The sequence below is a fragment of the Escherichia sp. 20412-1 genome (genome assembly GCF_003027595.1).
Lineage (GTDB): Bacteria > Pseudomonadota > Gammaproteobacteria > Enterobacterales > Enterobacteriaceae > Escherichia > Escherichia marmotae.
Window position 1 is genome coordinate 71,672 of sequence record NZ_PYQM01000013.1, and the last position, 20,157, is coordinate 91,828.

General features: G+C 48.0%; 18 protein-coding genes and 3 pseudogenes. 14 read left to right on the plus strand and 7 right to left on the minus strand.

Annotation, left to right across the window (positions count from 1 at the left end):
* The first annotated feature begins 117 nt into the window (after window positions 1-117).
* Window positions 118-459, plus strand: coding sequence for an inner membrane protein YiaB (gene yiaB, locus C7B16_RS11545; RefSeq protein WP_001517325.1), 342 nt, complete (start codon window positions 118-120; stop codon window positions 457-459).
* Window positions 460-504: 45 nt separating this feature from the next.
* Complete coding sequence (gene yiaA, locus C7B16_RS11550) at window positions 505-942, plus strand: inner membrane protein YiaA (protein ID WP_001517324.1); 438 nt, start codon at window positions 505-507, stop codon at window positions 940-942.
* A gap of 36 nt (window positions 943-978) precedes the next feature.
* On the opposite strand, the gene C7B16_RS11555 is transcribed toward yiaA, so the two are convergent.
* A complete protein-coding gene (locus tag C7B16_RS11555; RefSeq protein ID WP_001182628.1) occupies window positions 979-1,974 on the minus strand; it encodes an acyltransferase in 996 nt (331 codons plus the stop codon).
* Window positions 1,975-2,150: 176 nt separating this feature from the next.
* Between C7B16_RS11555 and C7B16_RS11560 the strand changes: the two genes are divergently transcribed.
* From C7B16_RS11560 to C7B16_RS11580, 5 genes and pseudogenes are all read left to right on the plus strand, one after another.
* Entirely contained in the window at window positions 2,151-2,447 is a 297-nt protein-coding gene (locus C7B16_RS11560) for a YsaB family lipoprotein (protein WP_001517323.1), read from the plus strand.
* A 95-nt stretch (window positions 2,448-2,542) separates the two neighbouring features.
* Window positions 2,543-3,454 (plus strand): glycine--tRNA ligase subunit alpha, encoded by a 912-nt coding sequence (gene glyQ, locus C7B16_RS11565; protein WP_001168542.1) that lies wholly within the window; start codon window positions 2,543-2,545, stop codon window positions 3,452-3,454.
* Between the two features lie 9 nt (window positions 3,455-3,463).
* Complete coding sequence (glyS, locus tag C7B16_RS11570; protein ID WP_001291753.1) at window positions 3,464-5,533, plus strand: glycine--tRNA ligase subunit beta; 2,070 nt, start codon at window positions 3,464-3,466, stop codon at window positions 5,531-5,533.
* A gap of 79 nt (window positions 5,534-5,612) precedes the next feature.
* Complete coding sequence (locus tag C7B16_RS11575; protein ID WP_107179724.1) at window positions 5,613-6,137, plus strand: helix-turn-helix domain-containing protein; 525 nt, start codon at window positions 5,613-5,615, stop codon at window positions 6,135-6,137.
* 125 nt (window positions 6,138-6,262) lie between these two features.
* A pseudogene (locus tag C7B16_RS11580) lies at window positions 6,263-6,376 on the plus strand (IS3 family transposase); the annotation flags it as partial.
* Window positions 6,377-6,471: 95 nt separating this feature from the next.
* Here the strand turns inward: C7B16_RS11580 and cspA are convergent.
* Together cspA and C7B16_RS11590 are read right to left on the minus strand one after the other, a co-directional pair.
* Window positions 6,472-6,684: an RNA chaperone/antiterminator CspA gene (gene cspA / locus C7B16_RS11585; RefSeq protein ID WP_000014594.1), complete on the minus strand. Its 213-nt coding sequence runs from the start codon at window positions 6,682-6,684 to the stop codon at window positions 6,472-6,474.
* Window positions 6,685-6,965: 281 nt separating this feature from the next.
* The gene (locus tag C7B16_RS11590; RefSeq protein WP_001517320.1) at window positions 6,966-7,256 is read right to left on the minus strand and encodes an HTH-type transcriptional regulator; all 291 of its coding nucleotides are present in this window, start codon (window positions 7,254-7,256) and stop codon (window positions 6,966-6,968) included.
* Between the two features lie 431 nt (window positions 7,257-7,687).
* On the opposite strand from C7B16_RS11590, the gene C7B16_RS11595 reads away from it, so the two are divergent.
* Window positions 7,688-8,398, plus strand: coding sequence for a DUF3053 domain-containing protein (locus C7B16_RS11595; RefSeq protein WP_000190515.1), 711 nt, complete (start codon window positions 7,688-7,690; stop codon window positions 8,396-8,398).
* A gap of 49 nt (window positions 8,399-8,447) precedes the next feature.
* On the opposite strand, the gene ghrB is transcribed toward C7B16_RS11595, so the two are convergent.
* Together ghrB and C7B16_RS11605 are read right to left on the minus strand one after the other, a co-directional pair.
* Window positions 8,448-9,422, minus strand: coding sequence for a glyoxylate/hydroxypyruvate reductase GhrB (gene ghrB, locus C7B16_RS11600; protein ID WP_016249339.1), 975 nt, complete (start codon window positions 9,420-9,422; stop codon window positions 8,448-8,450).
* 103 nt (window positions 9,423-9,525) lie between these two features.
* Window positions 9,526-10,185: an OmpA family lipoprotein gene (locus tag C7B16_RS11605; RefSeq protein WP_000747625.1), complete on the minus strand. Its 660-nt coding sequence runs from the start codon at window positions 10,183-10,185 to the stop codon at window positions 9,526-9,528.
* 152 nt (window positions 10,186-10,337) lie between these two features.
* Here C7B16_RS11605 and bisC point away from each other — a divergent pair, with 152 nt between their 5' ends.
* Complete coding sequence (gene bisC, locus C7B16_RS11610; RefSeq protein ID WP_107179725.1) at window positions 10,338-12,671, plus strand: biotin sulfoxide reductase; 2,334 nt, start codon at window positions 10,338-10,340, stop codon at window positions 12,669-12,671.
* Here the strand turns inward: bisC and C7B16_RS11615 are convergent.
* Window positions 12,640-13,080 carry an N-acetyltransferase gene (locus C7B16_RS11615; protein ID WP_107179726.1) on the minus strand — a complete coding sequence of 147 codons (441 nt, stop codon included), beginning with the start codon at window positions 13,078-13,080 and terminating at the stop codon, window positions 12,640-12,642. The two genes, bisC and C7B16_RS11615, sit on opposite strands and share 32 nt — an antisense overlap.
* A complete protein-coding gene (gene tag / locus C7B16_RS11620; protein WP_000438929.1) occupies window positions 13,077-13,640 on the minus strand; it encodes a DNA-3-methyladenine glycosylase I in 564 nt (187 codons plus the stop codon). The genes C7B16_RS11615 and tag overlap by 4 nt, the downstream gene beginning before the upstream one ends.
* A 157-nt stretch (window positions 13,641-13,797) precedes the next feature.
* On the opposite strand from tag, the gene C7B16_RS11625 reads away from it, so the two are divergent.
* The 5 genes and pseudogenes from C7B16_RS11625 (at window position 13,798) to lpfC (ending at window position 20,153) form a co-directional block, all read left to right on the plus strand.
* The gene (locus C7B16_RS11625; RefSeq protein WP_001517315.1) at window positions 13,798-14,496 is read left to right on the plus strand and encodes an autotransporter outer membrane beta-barrel domain-containing protein; all 699 of its coding nucleotides are present in this window, start codon (window positions 13,798-13,800) and stop codon (window positions 14,494-14,496) included.
* Window positions 14,497-14,724: 228 nt separating this feature from the next.
* Entirely contained in the window at window positions 14,725-15,927 is a 1,203-nt protein-coding gene (locus C7B16_RS11630; protein ID WP_000189007.1) for an MFS transporter, read from the plus strand.
* Between the two features lie 349 nt (window positions 15,928-16,276).
* Window positions 16,277-16,801: a long polar fimbrial major subunit LpfA gene (gene lpfA, locus C7B16_RS11635; RefSeq protein ID WP_123057570.1), complete on the plus strand. Its 525-nt coding sequence runs from the start codon at window positions 16,277-16,279 to the stop codon at window positions 16,799-16,801.
* A 68-nt stretch (window positions 16,802-16,869) separates the two neighbouring features.
* Window positions 16,870-17,555, plus strand: a pseudogene (gene lpfB / locus C7B16_RS11640) (long polar fimbrial biogenesis chaperone LpfB).
* Between the two features lie 22 nt (window positions 17,556-17,577).
* Window positions 17,578-20,153 (plus strand): annotated as a pseudogene (gene lpfC / locus C7B16_RS11645) (outer membrane usher protein LpfC).
* Window positions 20,154-20,157: the final 4 nt, after the last annotated feature.

The window sequence follows — 20,157 nt, forward strand, 5'->3', positions numbered from 1 at the left end:
TATAATTTATTAATTTTTTATATGAATTTATTCTGAAAATCATTTGTTAATGGTGTTTTTCAGTTTTGTCTTTTGTTGGTTACTCGTAATGTATCGCAGGTAGATATGGAGATCGTTATGAAAACCTCAAAGACTGTGGCAAAACTATTATTTGTTATCGGGGCGCTGGTTTATCTGATTGGACTATGGATCTCATGCCCATTGTTAAGCGGCAAAGGCTATTTTCTTGGCGTGTTAATGACGGGGACTTTTGGCAACTATGCCTATCTGCGCGCAGAAAAACTTGGGCAACTGGATGAATTCTTTATTCGTGTCTGCCAGTTAGTTGCGTTAATCACTATCGGTCTTTTGTTTATCGGTGTTTTAAATGCGCCCATTAACGCGTATGAGATGGTGATCTATCCGCTCGCCTTTTTCGTCTGCTTGTTTGGTCAAATGCGCTTGTTCCGCACGGTATGATCGACATAAAGCTCTTAATGATTCAGGAATGAAAGGAAATCTGTGATGGAAAACAAAATATCAACCTATTCTCCAGCATTCGGTATTGTGTCATGGATAGCTCTCGCAGGCGGTATCGTTACCTATCTGTTAGGGCTATGGAATGCAGAGATGCAGTTAAATGAAAAAGGGTATTATTTTGCCGTGTTGGTGTTAGGGCTGTTTTCGGCAGCTTCCTATCAAAAGACCGTTCGGGATAAATATGAAGGCATTCCTACTACGTCTATTTATTATATGACCTGCCTGGTGGTCTTTATCATCTCTGTCGCTTTACTGATGGTAGGTCTGTGGAATGCAACGTTATTACTTAGTGAAAAAGGTTTTTATGGATTGGCCTTCTTTTTAAGCTTGTTTGGTACGGTAGCGGTGCAGAAGAATATCCGTGATGCCGGAATCAACGCATCAAAAGAAACGATGACTGTGCAGGAAGAATATAGCGAATAACCCACGTAAGCCCGGTCACACTGACCGGGTTTTTACTTAACTCACTAATCTGTTTTTGTCGATTCGTTGCACCAGCACAGAAAGTAACAAACTTGCTGCCAGCGTCGCGCAAAAGATCCAAATAATATCCAGTATTGGCCAGTTTTTAAGCTCAATACCACCGGTACGCAGCGCATGGATAATCAACGCGTGGAATCCGTATATACCTAAAGAATGACGGGATATCAGCCCAAGCCCGCGAATAGTGTGCGTATCCAGAGTATTTTTTACCAGAGTCAGTAACGCGATTGCGCAGATAAAAACCATCGGTCCACAGTAAAGATACCAGGTATCGGCAAAGTTTCCGCGCCACTGTAATTCATATAATGTCCCACGAGAGATAATAAATACTCCCGCTATAAACAGTGCGGCACTCATCCACGATAGAGATTTATGTTGTGTGTTCATCATCCCAATGGCGCGGCCCAGCATGCCATACAGGATGTAGTAAAAAGTATCGCCATTGATATATAAGTTAATTGGTAACCATTCAAAACCGTCGATCTTCTGGGGCACTGTGTTTGGGTTGGCGATGATGCCAATCACCACCATTAGCACCAGCAACATTTTACCGCTGATGTTTTTTACCTGAACCAGTGGCGAAACCAGATAAATCACCGCAATCGCGAAGAAAAACCATAAGTGATAAAACACCGGTTTTTGCAGCAGTTTTTTCAGCGATAACTCCACATTGATGGAGGTAAACAGCGCAATGTAGAGCAGTGCGACGACGCTATAAAACAGCAGACACAAGCCGATACGCAAGAAATGACGCGGTTGGGCGCTACGTTCGCCAAAAAAGAGATAGCCGGAAATCATGAAAAATAGCGGCACGCTGACACGAGAGGCCGAATTTAGAACATTCGCGATATCCCAGGTTACAGGGCTAACATTATGGGCATTGGTCACATACCAGGTAGTGGTATGAATCATCACCACCATTAAACAAGCTATCCCTCGCAGGTTATCAATCCAATAAATTTTGGGCTGCATCTGTGTCTCTGTATCTGGTTAAAAAAAGTCTGACCGATAAATCATTCGGCTGATGCACTGGAATAATCTGAGTTTGATCACTACATCTTAGAGATGCTTGAGAAAATTTATAAGATCCAGCCACTATACCGATATTAATAATAAGACTCACCTGCAAACCAGACGGTAATTTAACGATGATGAACTATTTCTTTCCGGCAATGACGCTCATTGTGTTAGTGGGATGTTCGGCACCACCACCCGAACAGAAAGCGCAACGGGTAAAGGTTGAACCGCTGCGTTCGTTGAATATGGAAATCTTGTGCAAGGAGCAGGTGGCAAAACGTTATAACACTGGCGAGCAAAAAAACGACGTCATCGCGTTTGAACAGTTCCAGGGGAGCTATGAAATGCGTGGTTATACCTTCAGGAAAGAACAGTTTGTCTGTTCTTTTGACGCGGATGGCCATTTTTTGCATCTTTCCATGCGTTAAGCGCAGCCTTTTTCCCGTTTCGTACTGTATATCTTCCATCCAGCGGGTATACTGATCCCTTCCTTTAAATCCACACGTATCCAGCACGAAATAATATGCAAAAGTTTGATACCAGGACCTTCCAGGGCTTGATCCTGACCTTACAGGATTACTGGGCTCGCCAGGGCTGCACCATTGTTCAACCATTGGACATGGAAGTCGGCGCGGGAACCTCTCACCCAATGACCTGTCTGCGCGCGCTGGGGCCAGAACCGATGGCGGCTGCTTATGTTCAGCCTTCTCGTCGCCCGACCGATGGTCGTTACGGCGAAAACCCCAACCGTTTACAGCACTACTATCAGTTCCAGGTGGTGATTAAGCCATCACCGGACAATATCCAGGAGCTGTACCTCGGTTCTCTGAAAGAGCTGGGCATGGATCCGACTATCCACGATATCCGTTTCGTGGAAGACAACTGGGAAAACCCGACGCTGGGTGCCTGGGGACTGGGCTGGGAAGTGTGGCTGAACGGCATGGAAGTAACGCAGTTCACTTACTTCCAGCAGGTTGGTGGTCTGGAGTGTAAACCGGTTACCGGTGAGATCACCTACGGTCTGGAACGTCTGGCGATGTATATTCAGGGCGTAGATAGCGTTTATGACCTGGTCTGGTGCGACGGCCCGCTGGGTAAAACCACCTACGGTGACGTCTTCCATCAGAACGAAGTGGAGCAATCCACCTACAACTTCGAATACGCGGATGTGGACTTCCTGTTCACCTGCTTCGAGCAGTATGAGAAAGAAGCACAGCAATTGCTGGCGCTGGAAAATCCGCTGCCGTTGCCAGCCTACGAACGTATTCTGAAAGCCGCCCACAGCTTCAACCTGCTGGATGCGCGTAAAGCCATCTCTGTCACCGAGCGTCAGCGTTACATTCTGCGCATTCGCACCCTGACCAAAGCAGTGGCAGAAGCATACTATGCTTCCCGTGAAGCCCTCGGCTTCCCGATGTGCAACAAAGACAAGTAAGAGGCGGCCATGTCTGAGAAAACTTTTCTGGTGGAAATTGGCACTGAAGAGCTGCCACCAAAAGCACTGCGCAGCCTGGCAGAGTCCTTTGCTGCGAACTTTACTGCGGAGCTGGATAACGCCGGTCTCGCACACGGTACTGTTGAATGGTTTGCTGCTCCGCGTCGTCTGGCGCTGAAAGTGGCTAACCTTGCGGAAGCACAACCTGATCGTGAAATCGAAAAACGTGGCCCGGCAATTGCCCAGGCATTTGACGCCGAAGGCAAACCGAGCAAAGCTGCAGAAGGTTGGGCGCGTGGTTGCGGGATCTCCGTTGACCAGGCTGAGCGTCTGACTACTGACAAAGGTGAATGGTTGCTGTATCGCGCTCACGTGAAGGGCGAAAGCACCGAAGCGCTGATACCGAACATGGTAGCTACTTCGCTTGCGAAATTGCCGATTCCGAAACTGATGCGCTGGGGCGCAAGCGACGTACACTTCGTGCGTCCAGTTCATACTGTGACTTTGCTGCTGGGCGATAAAGTCATTCCGGCAACCATTCTGGGTATTCAGTCCGATCGCGTGATTCGCGGCCACCGCTTTATGGGCGAGCCGGAAATTACTATCGATAATGCCGATCAATATCCGGAAATTCTGCGTGAGCGCGGTAAAGTCATCGCTGATTACGAAGAACGTAAGGCGAAGATTAAAGCCGATGCCGAAGAAGCCGCGCGTAAGATTGGCGGTAACGCTGACTTAAGCGAAAGCCTGCTGGAAGAAGTGGCTTCGCTGGTGGAATGGCCTGTCGTTCTGACTGCGAAATTTGAAGAGAAATTCCTCGCGGTGCCGTCTGAAGCACTGGTTTACACCATGAAAGGTGACCAGAAATACTTCCCGGTGTATGCGAACGACGGCAAATTGCTGCCGAACTTTATCTTCGTTGCCAACATCGAATCAAAAGATCCGCAGCAAATTATCTCCGGTAATGAAAAAGTCGTTCGCCCGCGTCTGGCGGATGCGGAGTTCTTCTTTAATACCGACCGTAAAAAACGTCTGGAAGATAACCTGCCGCGTCTGCAAACCGTGCTGTTCCAGCAACAATTAGGTACGCTGCGCGACAAGACTGACCGCATTCAGGCGCTGGCTGGCTGGATTGCTGAACAGATTGGTGCTGACGTCAACCACGCGACCCGTGCGGGGCTGCTGTCCAAGTGTGACCTGATGACCAATATGGTCTTCGAGTTCACTGACACTCAGGGCGTGATGGGTATGCACTACGCGCGCCACGATGGCGAAGCGGAAGATGTGGCTGTCGCGCTGAACGAGCAGTATCAGCCGCGCTTTGCTGGTGATTCTCTGCCGTCTAACCCGGTGGCCTGTGCGCTGGCGATCGCTGACAAGATGGATACTCTGGCTGGTATCTTCGGTATTGGTCAGCATCCGAAAGGCGATAAAGACCCGTTTGCGCTGCGTCGTGCGGCACTCGGCGTGTTGCGTATTATCGTCGAGAAGAACCTGAACCTCGATCTGCAAACGCTAACCGAAGAAGCGGTGCGTCTGTACGGCGATAAGCTGACCAACGCAAATGTGGTCGATGACGTTATCGACTTTATGCTTGGCCGTTTCCGTGCCTGGTATCAGGACGAAGGTTATACCGTCGACACCATCCAGGCCGTTCTGGCGCGCCGCCCAACTCGTCCGGCAGATTTCGATGCCCGTATGAAGGCCGTATCGCACTTCCGTACTCTGGAAGCAGCGGCTGCACTGGCGGCAGCGAATAAGCGCGTATCCAACATTCTGGCGAAATCTGACGAAGTCCTGAGCGATCGTGTGAACGCATCTACCCTGAAAGAGCCGGAAGAAATTAAGCTGGCGATGCAGGTGGTTGTACTGCGCGACAAGCTGGAGCCATACTTCGCTGAAGGTCGTTACCAGGATGCGCTGGTCGAACTGGCTGAACTGCGTGAACCGGTTGACGCCTTCTTCGATAAAGTGATGGTTATGGTTGATGATAAAGATCTGCGTATCAACCGTCTGACCATGCTGGAAAAACTGCGCGAATTGTTCCTGCGCGTTGCGGATATTTCGTTGTTGCAGTAATAACTCCTTTAGTAAAAAGCCTGCCAGATGGACTGCACCCCAAAAGTTGGACACCCAACTGATTAAGGTGCAGTTTTTTATGGCAAAGCCAAAATATTCTCTCGAAACCAGATTAGCTGTCGTTAATCATTATCTTGCCGGACACGATGGCGCACGTCGTACCGCTGAACGTTTTGGTGTTGAAGAAATATCTGTGCGACGCTGGGTAAGAGCCTGGCAACTCCACGGTATTGATGGTATTACATGGAAAAATGACCGCCACTCTCCTGAGTTTCGACTGACGGTTGTTCTGAAGGCTCTGAGTGAAGAACTTACCATGCGCGAGGCCGCCGCACGGTTTAATATCTCAAATGAATCCGTGGTCCGGCACTGGGTGAAGGTTTACAAAGACACCGGTGAAGAAGGACTTCTGAACATAAAACCAGGTCGGAGCAAGGACATGACAAAACCTCAAAAAACACCTCCAATTACCGATGCAGAACTGGAAAAGTTATCTCCCGAAGAACTGTGGGCGGAACCCCGTTACCTTCGCGCAGAGAATGCCTATCTAAAAAAGCTGAAGGCCTTAGTTCAAAGCGAGAAAAACAGCAGAAAGCCCGGATAATCAGTGAGCTAAGGCTTAAGCATGCGCTCGGTGATCTTCTGCGTGCAGCGGGTATGTCCCGCAGTACGTGGTATCACAATATGAATGCCCTGAAGCGAGTGGACAGGCATGCCGGACTGAATGAACTGAGGAAGGCGATAGAGGACTATATCCATTATTATAACAACGAGCGGAGCAGCCTGAAATTAAAAGGCCTGAGTCCGGTAGAATACCGAACCCAGACCCTGAAAGCCGCTTAACATGAACTGTCCAACTTTATGGGGTCAGTCCAGGACAAATAAAAAAATCCCCGCCAATTGGCAGGGATCTTAGATTCTGTGCTTTTAAGCAGAGATTACAGGCTGGTTACGTTACCAGCTGCCGGGCCTTTAGCGCCGCTTTCGATGGTGAAGGACACTTTCTGACCTTCGTCCAGAGATTTGTAACCATCGTTCTGGATAGCAGAGAAGTGTACGAACACATCTTTAGAGCCATCGTCAGGAGTGATGAAGCCGAAGCCTTTGTCAGCGTTGAACCATTTTACGATACCAGTCATTTTACCGGACATAGTGTATTACCTTTAATAATTAATTGTGCCTTTCGGCGTTATGGCGTGCTTTACAGATTTTTGAAGCGTTAAAGGAAATGTGCACTACGAGGGGTATCAACGATAACTCTTGAAGGGACTTGCCTTACTACACTGCTTTAATGGTCTGTACGTCAAACCGTTGAGTGCATTAAGCCACGCATTGGGTGGTGATGCAACATTTATTTTTCAAATTTATGATTAATCGTTCAGAAAGCGGCCCTGTCAGCAGGACCGTCATCATCAAAAAAGGGAATAAAAACCTATTCCATCAACTGCTTACTTAATGCCGGGTTGGCTTGAATCAGGCGCATAAGTTTTAGTTCGGCACTGGAAGGCTTCACGCGTCTGGATTCCCATTCCTTTACCATGGCAACAGATACGCCCAAAACCCGGGCGAAATCATCAATTTTTAACCCTGTCCCTTTGCGTAATTGCTCAATTTCGGTACAAGGTGTTGGTCTGTGTGTCAGGGTAATTTTCTGTGTTTCATCTTTAAAAACAATCTGTTCCAGGCTACTCAACAACTCATGCATTGGATCTTTATATTCCATTGAAAACTCCTCAAATCACACTGCGGGATCGTGAATTTCATCGAAGCTTATTAAGAATAGTCGGGAAAACAGGCATAGCGGGGAGAAGTTAGACATGCTTTGAGTGTGATTCGATTCAGCCCGTCAGTCACCGTGACTTATAGTCACCTAACGATCTGATATATGCAGATATATCTCGTACTGGCCGTGATTTGTAAAGATTTCGAAAATCTGGCCTCCCAACGAGAAGGAAAGTCCTGGCAACAAAAACACAATGGCAATATCAATTTTTAACAATGAAACAACAAATTAACCTTACTTCATTTTCTCCATCATTTTCCCAGGAAGATTATACATAAAGGGTATCCTGTAGGCCTGTCCTGGACTATCCTTGTCTGCGTCAGACACGCGTGTGTCGTTGTGCGCTTTTTTTGGGTGAAAGGAGTAAGAAAATGGCGACAGGAAAGTCCTGCTCTCGCTGGTTTGCGCCTCTTGCGGCGTTATTAATGGTAGTTAGCCTGAGTGGGTGTTTTGATAAAGAAGGCGATCAGCGTAAAGCGTTTATCGACTTCCTGCAGAATACTGTGATGCGTAGCGGTGAACGTCTACCAACCCTGACTGCCGATCAGAAAAAACAATTTGGTCCTTTTGTCTCTGATTACGCGATCCTGTATGGCTATTCCCAACAGGTTAATCAGGCGATGGATTCCGGTCTGCGTCCGGTTGTAGACAGCGTTAACGCGATTCGTGTACCGCAGGATTACGTCACGCAAAGTGGTCCACTGCGTGAAATGAACGGTTCTCTGGGCGTACTGGCGCAACAATTGCAAAATGCGAAGTTGCAGGCAGATGCCGCGCACTCTGCGCTAAAACAAGCTGACGATCTGAAACCGGTCTTTGATCAGGCATTCACTAAAGTGGTGACTACTCCGGCCGATGCCTTGCAACCGCTGATTCCAGCGGCACAAACCTTCACGCAACAACTGGTGATGGTTGGAGACTACATTGCTCAGCAAGGTACTCAGGTGAGCTTTGTATCGAACGGCATTCAGTTCCCGACTTCCCAGCAGGCAAGTGAATATAACAAACTGATCGCGCCATTACCGGCACAGCATCAGGCGTTTAATCAGGCCTGGACCGCAGCAGTAACTGCAACCCAATAAACGGTAAAAGCCCGAGAAGTTATCGGGCTTTTATCTACGCAGTCGCGGCTTAGCCCGCGACGTGCGGATTCACACAGTTCTTCTCAGCCTTCCCCAGCAACGCATTAATCAAATTATCCACGGCACAGGCAGCCATGCCATAACGCGTCTCATGAGTGGCCGAACCAATATGCGGTACTGCAACGACATTGGTCATTGATAGCAACGGTGAATCTACGGGCAATGGCTCTTGTTCGAAGACATCCAGCCCGGCGGCGTGAATTTCCCCTTTCTGTAATGCGGCAATCAGTGCATTTTCGTCAACTACCGGCCCACGCCCTGCATTAATGAAGATGGCGGAAGATTTCATTTTGGCGAATTGTTCAGCGCCAAACAGGTGATGAGTTTCTTCAGTTAGCGGCAGGATCAGGCAAACGAAATCTGATTCTTGTAACAATGTATCCAGATCACAGTAGCGGGCGTTAAAGCGTTCTTCAGCTTCTTTATGATGGCGACGAGCGTTATAAAGAATTGGCATGTTGAAGCCAAAGTGCGCACGTTGCGCCAGCGCCATTCCGATCCGTCCCATCCCGACAATCCCCAGTGTTTTATGGTGAACATCAGTGCCGTACCAGTCCGGGCCGATATTGGCGGTCCATTCGCCCGCTTTTACGCGCTCCGCGACTTCCACAACCCGACGCGCGGTACACAGCACCAGCGCCATCAGCGTATCGGCTACTGTTTCCGTTAATACGGTTGGCGTATGCATCAGCAGGATTTTCCGGGCATTAAGCGCATCGACATCGAAATTGTCATAGCCGACAGAGATAGTTGAAGTGGCACGCAGTTTCGGCATCTTTTCCAGCAACGTGGCATCAACATTCTCATTTGAACCCAGTAGACCTTCAGCTTCGGCAAAAATCGCCGCGTTTTGTTCGATGGTCTGTGGATTGAGATTTGCCACCTGGTGAACGATGAAATGCTCTTGCAGGCGTTGCAGTAAATCATCAGGTAAGGCTTTGTAGAGGATAACGGACGGCTTCATTCTTCTCTCCATTCACTGATAAGGCGATCACCTTAGCCTGAAAAATGAAGCAGGAAAACCGAAGAATGCCAGGTGATTTCTTCGTCACCTGGCATGAAAGGGATTACAGCGGGCTTAACGTAATTTCTACGCGACGGTTTTGGGCTTTGCCTTCTGCGGTGCTGTTGCTGGCGATTGGGTTAGCCGGGCCAAGACCTTGGGTACGAATACGGCTGGCGTCCACGCCCTGGGTGATCAATGCGCTGGCAACGGAATCAGCACGCTGCTGCGAAAGGCGCATGTTCAGGTCATGACCGCCAGTGCTGTCGGTGTAGCCAATCACGTTAACCGCCGTTTTCGGGTACTCTTTCAGCACCATTGCAACACCGGTCAGGGTGTTAGCACCTGCTGGTTTCAGAGTGGCGCTGCTGCTGTCGAAGGTCACGTTGTTCGGCATGTTGAGGATAATGTTATCTCCGCTACGGGTTACGCTAACGCCTGTGCCGCGCATTTTGTCGCGCAGTTTCGCTTCCTGCACATCCATGTAATAGCCAACGCCGCCACCCAGTGCCGCACCTGCCGCTGCGCCAATCAGCGCACCTTTACCGCGATCTTTCTTCGAAGAAGAGAGAGCGCCAATACCCGCGCCAACGAGAGAGCCCAGACCTGCACCGATAGCAGATTTACCTGCTTCGCGTTCGCCGGTGTAAGGGTTAGTTGTACAACCAGATACCGCCAGAGCGCCGCTGACTACGGCAGCAATAAGATAAACACGTTTCTTCATTGTTAATCCTTAATAACCTTTTTATTCTTGGTCACGGGTTTCGTGGCGGGAGATTATGCCGTGTGAACATGAAGATTATTCCTGGGAATACTCGGAAATTTGTAAGTAATATTTAACTGCTCAATACATCTAACCTTTCAGGAGCCTTCGGTTTGGCCATCTCATCCTCACGTTATTCCGTTCTTACTGCCGCCCACTGGGGGCCCATGCTGGTTGAAACCGACGGTGAAACAGTCTTCAGCTCGCGTGGTGCGTTAGCCACAGAAATGGAAAATTCCTTGCAGAGCGCGGTTCGTGACCAGGTTCATAGCAACACGCGAGTGCAATTTCCGATGGTGCGCAAAGGTTTCCTCGCATCGCCAGAAAAACCACAAGGCGTTCGCGGGCAGGATGAATTTGTTCGTGTGAGTTGGGATGAGGCGCTGGATCTCATCCACCATCAGCATAAACGCATTCGTGAGGCTTATGGTCCGGCATCGATTTTTGCCGGTTCCTACGGTTGGCGTTCAAACGGTGTGCTGCATAAAGCGTCAACCTTGTTACAACGCTATATGGCGCTGGCAGGCGGTTATACCGGCCATCTGGGCGATTATTCAACCGGCGCGGCACAGGCGATCATGCCGTATGTCGTGGGTGGCAGCGAAGTCTATCAGCAGCAGACTAGCTGGCCGCTGGTGCTGGAAAATAGCGACGTGGTGGTGCTGTGGAGTGCTAACCCATTAAACACGCTGAAAATTGCGTGGAATGCGTCCGATGAGCAGGGACTTTCTTACTTTGCCGCACTGCGTGACAGCGGGAAAAAGCTGATCTGCATTGATCCAATGCGATCGGAAACCGTCGATTTCTTTGGCGATAAAATGGAATGGGTCTCTCCGCATATGGGGACTGATGTGGCGCTGATGCTGGGGATAGCTCACACGCTGGTGGAAAACGGCTGGCACGACGAGGCATTTCTGGCGCGTTGCACCACAGGTTATGACGTCTTCGCCTCTTATTTGTTGGGCGAGAGTGATGGCATTGCAAAAAATGCCGAATGGGCCGCGGAGATTTGCGGTGTTGGCGCAGAGAAAATCCGCGAGCTGGCAGCTATTTTCCACCAAAATACCACTATGCTGATGGCTGGATGGGGAATGCAGCGCCAGCAGTTTGGTGAGCAAAAACACTGGATGATAGTCACGCTGGCGGCAATGTTAGGGCAAATCGGCACGCCCGGTGGCGGTTTTGGTCTTTCTTACCATTTTGCTAATGGCGGCAACCCGACCCGCCGCGCTGCGGTGCTGCCTTCCATGCAGGGCAGTTTGCCGGGTGGCACCGATGCGGTAGATAAAATCCCCGTAGCCCGCATTGTCGAAGCATTAGAAAACCCTGGCAGCGCGTATCAACACAACGGCATGAACCGACATTTCCCGGATATTCGTTTTATCTGGTGGGCGGGCGGCGCTAACTTCACCCATCATCAGGATACTCATCGTCTGATTCGCGCCTGGCAAAAACCGGAGCTGGTGGTGATATCGGAATGTTTCTGGACGGCGGCGGCGAAACATGCCGATATCGTCCTCCCCGCGACTACGTCGTTTGAGCGTAACGATCTCACTATGACCGGCGATTACAGCAATCAACATCTGGTGCCGATGAAGCAAGTGGTGCCACCGCGTGGTGAAGCGCGTAATGATTTTGATGTTTTTGCTGAGTTAAGTGAGCGCTGGGAGAAGGGCGGCTATGCCCGGTTTACGGAAGGGAAGAGTGAGCTGCAATGGCTGGAAACGTTCTATAACGTTGCGCGGCAGCGTGGAGAAAATCAGCAGGTTGAAATACCGCCGTTTGACGAGTTCTGGGAAGCCAATCAGTTAATTGAGATGCCAGAAAATCCAGACAGCAAGCGGTTTATCCGTTTCGCGGATTTTCGCCGCGACCCGCAGGCACACCCATTAAAGACGACCAGTGGTAAGATTGAGATCTTCTCGCAGCGCATTGCGGATTACGGTTATCGGGATTGTCCAGGCCATCCGATGTGGCTGGAACCCGATGAGTGGTGGGGCAACGCCGAAGCAGAGCAGTTGCAGGTACTTTCAGCCCATCCGGCGCATCGCCTGCACAGTCAGTTGAATTACAGTTCACTTCGCGAATTGTATGCGGTGGCAAACCGTGAGCCTGTCACCATTCATCCTGACGATGCAAAGGCACGCGGCATACAAAATGGCGATACTGTTCGGTTGTGGAACTCGCGCGGGCAAATTCTTGCCGGAGCGGTGATTAGTGAAGGCATCAGGCCTGGTGTGATTTGCATTCACGAAGGGGCATGGCCAGATCTGGATTTTACTGCTGGCGGCATTTGTAAAAATGGCGCGGTGAATGTGCTGACCAAAGATTTCCCAAGCTCGCGGCTGGGTAATGGTTGTGCGGGTAACACGGCGCTGGCATGGCTGGAAAAATACACGGGGCCTGAACTTAAACTTACGGCGTTTGATCCGCCTGCCAGTCCATAATCCAGGTAGGGAGTTGGGTTTCCTCCTGCCATGCGCAGTCGACAATTTGAAAACCCTGCGCATGGTAAAAACTTATTGCTGGCTGGTTTTTCTGGTAAACCTCCAGCAATAAATGAGGATGGCGCTGTTGCATATGTTGCATCAAAGCCTTACCGATACCGCGTCTGACAGCCTTCGGTGCGACAAACATTGCTGCCAGAAACCGCCCTTCCATAATGCTGGCAAAACCGAGAAATTCACCGTTTTCTTCCCATACCCAGTTTTGCGCGTTGGCAAGATATGCATCACGCACCAGCGGAATGCAGTCATGCCAGTAACTTTCTTCTATAAAGGGATGTCCCCAGGTTGTATTTTCCAGCCACAGTTCAAGGATTGCGGGCAGTTCCGAACGTTGTGCTTGTCTAATCATGCTTTATTCCCCGGATGGCAACAGCAGCCAACCACATGATCATTCACCAGCCCACATGCCTGCATAAAGGAGTAACAAATCGTTGATCCAACGAATTTAAAACCGCGTTTTTTCAATGCTTTAGAAAGCGCGTCGGAGGCGGGCGTTGATGTGGGGATTTCACTCAACGTTGTGGCTTGTGTCACCTGCGGCTGATGATTTACGAACGACCAGACAAAGTCGGCAAATGGTTCGCCGTTCTGTTCCATTTGCAGGTATGCGCGCGCATTGCCAATAATGGCCTGGATTTTCCCGCGATGGCGGATAATTCCGGCGTCCTGCACCAGCCTTTCAACATCCTCTTCCTGCATTGCAGCGACCTTCACGGGATCGAATTGATGAAAACAGGCGCGATAATTTTCACGTTTTTTGAGGACGGTAATCCAGGACAGCCCAGCTTGTTGCCCTTCAAGGCAGATCATTTCGAACAGTTTTTTACTGTCAGTTTCAGGCACGCCCCACTCTTCATCGTGGTAGGCAATATAAAGCGGGTCCTGACTCACCCAGCCGCAACGTTCCATACTTTCCCTCTCTATGCACCTGTTCGTAAAAATTTCACCTGCTTTTCTTGACGCACCGGCGAAAAAGTCAATATTTAATACAGGACTAATATGCCCGATATCCTTCATACAATGACAATAATAATGCCGAATTCGGCTCTTCCCTGGAGTCGTGTTAATGATCATAAAAAAATGCGGTGGTCGCTGGCCCCTAAGTCTGCTGGCGAGCGTGGTAATCAGTTCTTTTTTTCTCAACACAGCTTACGCCTGGCAACAAGAATATATCGTTGATACGCAGCCAGGACATACCACAGAGCGTTATACCTGGGATAGCGATCACCAACCTGATTACAACGATATTTTGTCGCAACGTATTCAAAGTAGCCAAAGGGCGCTGGGACTGGAAGTTAATCTGGCGGAAGAAACTCCCGCGGATGTAACCAGCAGCATGAGTATGGGCTGGAACTTCCCTTTATATGAACACGTTACAACAGGCCCGGTCGCCGCATTGCATTACGACGGAACGACCACTTCGATGTATAACGAGTTTGGCGACAGCACTGCAACACTGACCGATCCGTTATGGCATGCCAGCGTCAGTACGTTGGGCTGGCGTGTTGATTCCCGGCTTGGTGATTTCCGCCCCTGGGCGCAAATCAGCTACAACCAGCAATTTGGTGAAAATATCTGGAAGGCTCAATCAGGCCTGAGTCGCATGACGGCGACAAATCAGAACGGCAACTGGCTTGATGTGACCGTAGGCGCCGATATGTTGCTTAACCAAAATATTGCCGCTTATGCTGCGTTATCCCAGGCAGAGAACAGCGCCAATAATAGTGATTATTTGTATACTATGGGGGTTAGTGCCAGGTTTTAACTTGTTTTTTACAGTGCGGGATCGGTTATAACAATCATTGTATTGATAGTGGGTGCTAACTGACTTAATAATTATTGTTGTGAATGTTTGTCACGTCATTCATTCCTGAACTGAGGCATTTCATTCCGTTCTGATGGCATTTCATGCCGTTTTCCCCCTGGCATAAAATGCACTTCGTTATGGTTGTCAGCAGAGAATTTTCCTTTTTATTAATGCAGGAATACTGCCATGACACCTTCAAACTATCAGCGTACCCGCTGGCTGACACTCATTGGTACTATCATTACCCAGTTTGCATTGGGTTCGGTTTATACCTGGAGCCTGTTTAACGGCGCGCTTTCCGCCAAGCTGGATGCTCCGATAAGCCAGGTCGCTTTCTCCTTTGGCCTGTTGAGTCTGGGACTGGCTATCTCATCTTCTGTGGCTGGTAAGTTGCAGGAACGTTTTGGCGTAAAACGCGTCACTATGGCGTCCGGCATTTTACTGGGGCTGGGTTTCTTCCTTACCGCGCATTCCAACAGTCTGATGATGCTGTGGTTGAGCGCTGGTGTGCTGGTCGGTCTGGCAGATGGCGCGGGTTACCTGCTGACGCTCTCTAACTGCGTGAAGTGGTTCCCGGAGCGTAAAGGTTTGATCTCCGCGTTCGCCATTGGTTCCTATGGTTTGGGTAGCCTGGGATTCAAATTTATCGACTCGCATCTGCTGGAGACGGTCGGCCTGGAAAAAACCTTTCTGATTTGGGGCGCGATTGTGCTGGTGATGATTGTCTTTGGCGCAACCTTAATGAAAGACGCGCCGAAGCAGGAAGTCAAAACCCATAATGGCGTGGTGGAAAATGATTTCACTCTGGCAGAGTCGATGCGTAAACCGCAATACTGGATGCTGGCGGTGATGTTCCTGACTGCCTGTATGAGCGGTTTGTATGTCATTGGTGTGGCGAAAGATATCGCCCAGAGCCTGGCGCATCTTGATGCAGTATCAGCAGCTAACGCAGTGACGGTTATTTCTATTGCTAACCTTTCTGGTCGTCTGGTGCTGGGCATTCTGTCTGACAAAATTGCCCGTATTCGTGTCATCACCATTGGTCAGGTGATTTCGCTGGTGGGTATGGCGGCGCTGTTGTTTGCTCCACTCAATGCGCTGACATTCTTTGCGGCGATTGCCTGTGTGGCCTTTAACTTCGGTGGCACCATTACCGTCTTCCCGTCACTGGTTAGTGAGTTCTTCGGGCTTAATAACCTGGCGAAAAACTACGGTGTGATTTACCTCGGGTTTGGTATCGGTAGTATTTGCGGCTCGATTATCGCCTCACTGTTTGGCGGCTTCTATGTAACCTTCTACGTCATTTTCGCCTTGCTGATTCTTTCGCTGGCGCTTTCAACGACCATTCGCCAGCCAGGGCAGAAGGTGTTGTATGAGGCTCACATATAAATAAATGACACTATTGATGAATGAAGAGGGGTGACTATCCCCTCTTTTTTTTTGCATATGAACGTATCGAAATAAATTAATAGCCTCTATAATATTGTTTGTATGAATATTTCCATGAAATTATATTGATATTTTGCATTAATATATTCCTAAAAAAAACAAAATGACTTTTTATGCTAAAGCATAACTATATGATTATAATCATAATTCATAAAATGCCTTACTATTAATATTTTTATATATTTAATTTTCTTTTCCACATTTATTCGTATAATCCCGCCTTCAAAATTGATGCTTTTTGAATCATCAATGTTTGCATTTACTGTGATTTTTATAAATGGAGTTTTTCATGAAAAAGGTTATTTTTGCCTTGTCCGCACTGGCATTAACTTCTGGTTCAGTCTTCGCTGCTGATTCTGGTGATGGTACCGTTAAATTTACTGGTGAAATTGTAGACGCAGCTTGCGTACTGTCTGTTGATTCTCAGAACCAGGAAGTTGTTCTGGGACAGGTTCAAAAATCTGTGTTTAAAGCAATAGGCGATAAATCTCCATCTAAATCTTTTGAAATTAAACTGGAAGATTGCGATATCACTACGCTGAAAAAGGTGAAAGTTGGTTTCAGCGGTGTGGGCGATGCAGACAAACCTGAGTTAATTTCTGTAAGTACTGAATCTGGTGCAGCAAAAGGCGTCGGTATTGGTATTTATGACAACAGTAATACTCTGGTTCCAATGAATACCGGAAATACTACTGCTGATCTGAAAAAAGGCCAGACAGTTCTCTACTTCACTGCAAACTACGTTTCTACTCTGGCAACAGTTAGTACTGGTTACGGCAACGCTCAGGTTGATTTCGACCTGTCCTACGAGTAATCGTCAGCTTTCATGTATGGTGGTGGATTATCCCCGCCATACATGGTCAATAATTCATGGATAGAATGATGAAAAGCAAAATTATTGCGTTGGCTGTTTCTACGTTAATCTCCCAGACTTCTCTGGCGAGTGGGGTTGCATTAAGTTCTACCCGCGTGATTTATGACGGCAGCAAGAAAGAAGCCTCTCTGACAGTACAAAATAAAAGCAAAAATGAAGAATTCCTTATCCAGTCATGGGTTGATGATGTTGCTGGCAACAAAAAAACACCTTTTATCATTACTCCACCATTATTTAAACTCGATCCTGAAAAAACAATATCCTTCGTATTGTAAATGTTAATCCATCATTACCTCAGGACCGTGAATCAGTTTACTGGGTCAATGTTAAAGCGATTCCCTCAAAAAGTGATGATAGTGAAGGTAAAAATGTGCTGCAAATTGCAGTGCGTACACGTATAAAACTTTTTTATCGCCCGGAAGGACTAAAGGGAGACATTAAATCTGCACCCGGTGAGATGCGTTTTACACGAAACGGTAATCAAATAAAAGTAGATAATCCATCCGTTTATAATCTTACATTTAACCAGCTTTTTGTTAATGGCCACGAAATTGAAAAATCCGGTATGGTGCCTGCAAAAGGTTCATTGAATATTAACTTACCCGCCGGAGTAAATGTGGTGTCTCAAATAAAATATAACACCATTAATGATTTTGGATCATCAGGTGAACTGTTGATCCGAGATATTCGTTAATATTTTCAGGGGAATCTTTTTAATGTCACGGCAGGCTGTCTCGCGTACATATTACTCTCTGCCCTTCTCTGTTTCTGTGCTGGCGCTTACGGTTGCCAGTACGTTTTCTGCGATGGCTGGTAAGTTTAACCCGCGTTTTTTGGAAGACACTGCTGGAGTTAGCCAGCATGTTGATCTCTCTATGTACGAGTCTGACCGTGGTGCACAATTGCCTGGTACATACCGTGTTACTGTTTTTGTGAATGAACAAAAAATGGAAACACGTACCCTTGAATTTAAGGCGGCAACTGAATCTCAACGTAAAATTATGGGTGAATCCCTTATACCTTGCTTGAGCCGGACGCAGTTAGCGGATATGGGTGTGCGTGTAGATAGTTTTCCTGCACTGAATCTTATGCCAGCAGAAGCCTGTGTGGCATTTGATGAAATTATTCCTCATGCAACCAGTCATTTTGATTTTAATGAGCAAAAGCTGGTAATGAGTTTTCCGCAAGCGGCAATGCACCAGGTTGCGCGTGGTACTGTACCAGAATCCCGTTGGGATGATGGCGTTCCAGCCCTATTACTTGATTACAGCTTCAGCGGTAGCAACAATTCGTATGATGTAAAAGACTATCGCAGCTACGTTGATGAAAATGGAAATCATCGACAGGATGATAATGAGAGTAGTCAAACGAGCGAGAGCTACTATCTGAGCCTGCGAAGTGGTTTGAACCTTGGCGCGTGGCGTCTGCGTAATTACAGTAACTGGAGCTACAGTGGCGGTGAAAAGAACTGGGATAATATTGGCACTTATTTAACGCGGTCGATTGTTCCACTGAAAGCACAAATTACATTAGGCGATACAGCCACACCCTCGGATATTTTTGATAGTGTGCAGATGAGGGGGGCGTTACTGGCATCCGATGATGAAATGCTGCCAGACAGTCAACGGGGATTTGCCCCTGTAGTGCGTGGTATTGCGAAAAGTAACGCGGAAGTTAGTATTGAACAAAATGGTTATGTTATTTACCGAACATTTGTTCAGCCCGGTGCATTCGAAATAAATGATCTCTATCCTACAGCCAACAGCGGTGATTTAACGGTTCTTATTAAAGAAGCCGATGGTAGCGAACAACGATTTATTCAACCATTCTCTTCTGTCGCTATTTTCCAGCGTGAAGGACATCTAAAATATAGTCTCGCTGCCGGGGAATATCGCGCAGGTAATTATAACAGTGACCGCCCACATTTTGGGCAGTTTAATACCATGTATGGTTTACCGTTTGGCATGACGGCTTATGGCGGAGCATTGATCTCTGAAGAATATAATGCTTTTGCGTTGGGGCTGGGGAAAAACTTTGGTTCTATTGGGGCTATATCAGTAGATATCACGCAGGCAAAAAGCACATTACAAGATGACTCGACCGATCAAGGACAATCTTATCGTTTCCTTTACTCAAAAAGTTTTGCCAGTGGTACTGATTTCCGTCTGTTAGGTTATAAATATTCAACAAGTGGATTTTATACTTTCCAGGAGGCAACGGATGTGCGTAGCGGTGCCGATAGTGATTACAGCCGTTACCATAAACGTAGTGAAATTCAGGGTAACCTGACACAGCAATTGGGGACCTATGGGTCGGTGTATTTCAACATGACTCAACAGGATTACTGGAACGATAATGGTAAGCGCCTTTCCCTATCGACAGGGTACAATGGTCGTATTGGCCGCGTAAATTACAGTATTGCTTACAGTTGGAATAAGAGTCCTGAATGGGATGAGAACGATCAGCTGTGGTCGTTTAATATTTCGATTCCGTTGGGTCGCGCATGGAGTAACTACCGCGTTACCACTGATCAGGATGGTCGAACCACGCAGCAATTAGGCGTAAGCGGCACACTTCTGGAAGATCACAACCTTAATTACAATATTCAGGAAGGGTATTCAAGTAATGGTGTTGGTAATAGCGGTAATGCCAGCCTGGGCTACCAGGGCGGCGCCGGGAATATCAGCCTGGGTTATAGCTATGGCAAAGATTATCAGCAGGTTAACTACAGCCTTCGTGGTGGTCTGGTGGCACACAGTGAAGGGGTCACGCTTTCTCAACCACTAGGTGAAACAATTGGCATCGTTTCAGCACCTGGTGGTAGGGGGCTAAAGTATTAAATAGCAGCGGCGTGAGTATCGACTGGCAAGGAAATGCGATAGTGCCTTATCTGAGTATCTATCGTGAGAATGATGTATCTATACGCAGTGAAACGCTGAGTGACAGTGTGGATATCAGTAACGCATTCCAGACGGTAGTGCCAACGCGCGGTGCTGTAGTGCGGGCGCGTTTCGATACCCGTGTGGGATATCGCGTTCTGATGGCTCTAACACGGAAAAATGGCATGAATGTACCTTTTGGTGCAACGGCAACACTGGTGTCAGACAAGAGTGAGCAACCTGGTAGTATTGTCGGTGAAGAGGGACAGTTATACATCAGCGGGATGCCTGAAGAGGGGCAAGTGAAGGTTGTGTGGGGTAAAGCAGCTTCTCAGCAATGTGTTGCAAAATATACCCTACCAATTGAGCAAAAAATTTCCAGGATTATTTCTGTTACAGCAAACTGCCAGTAACCAG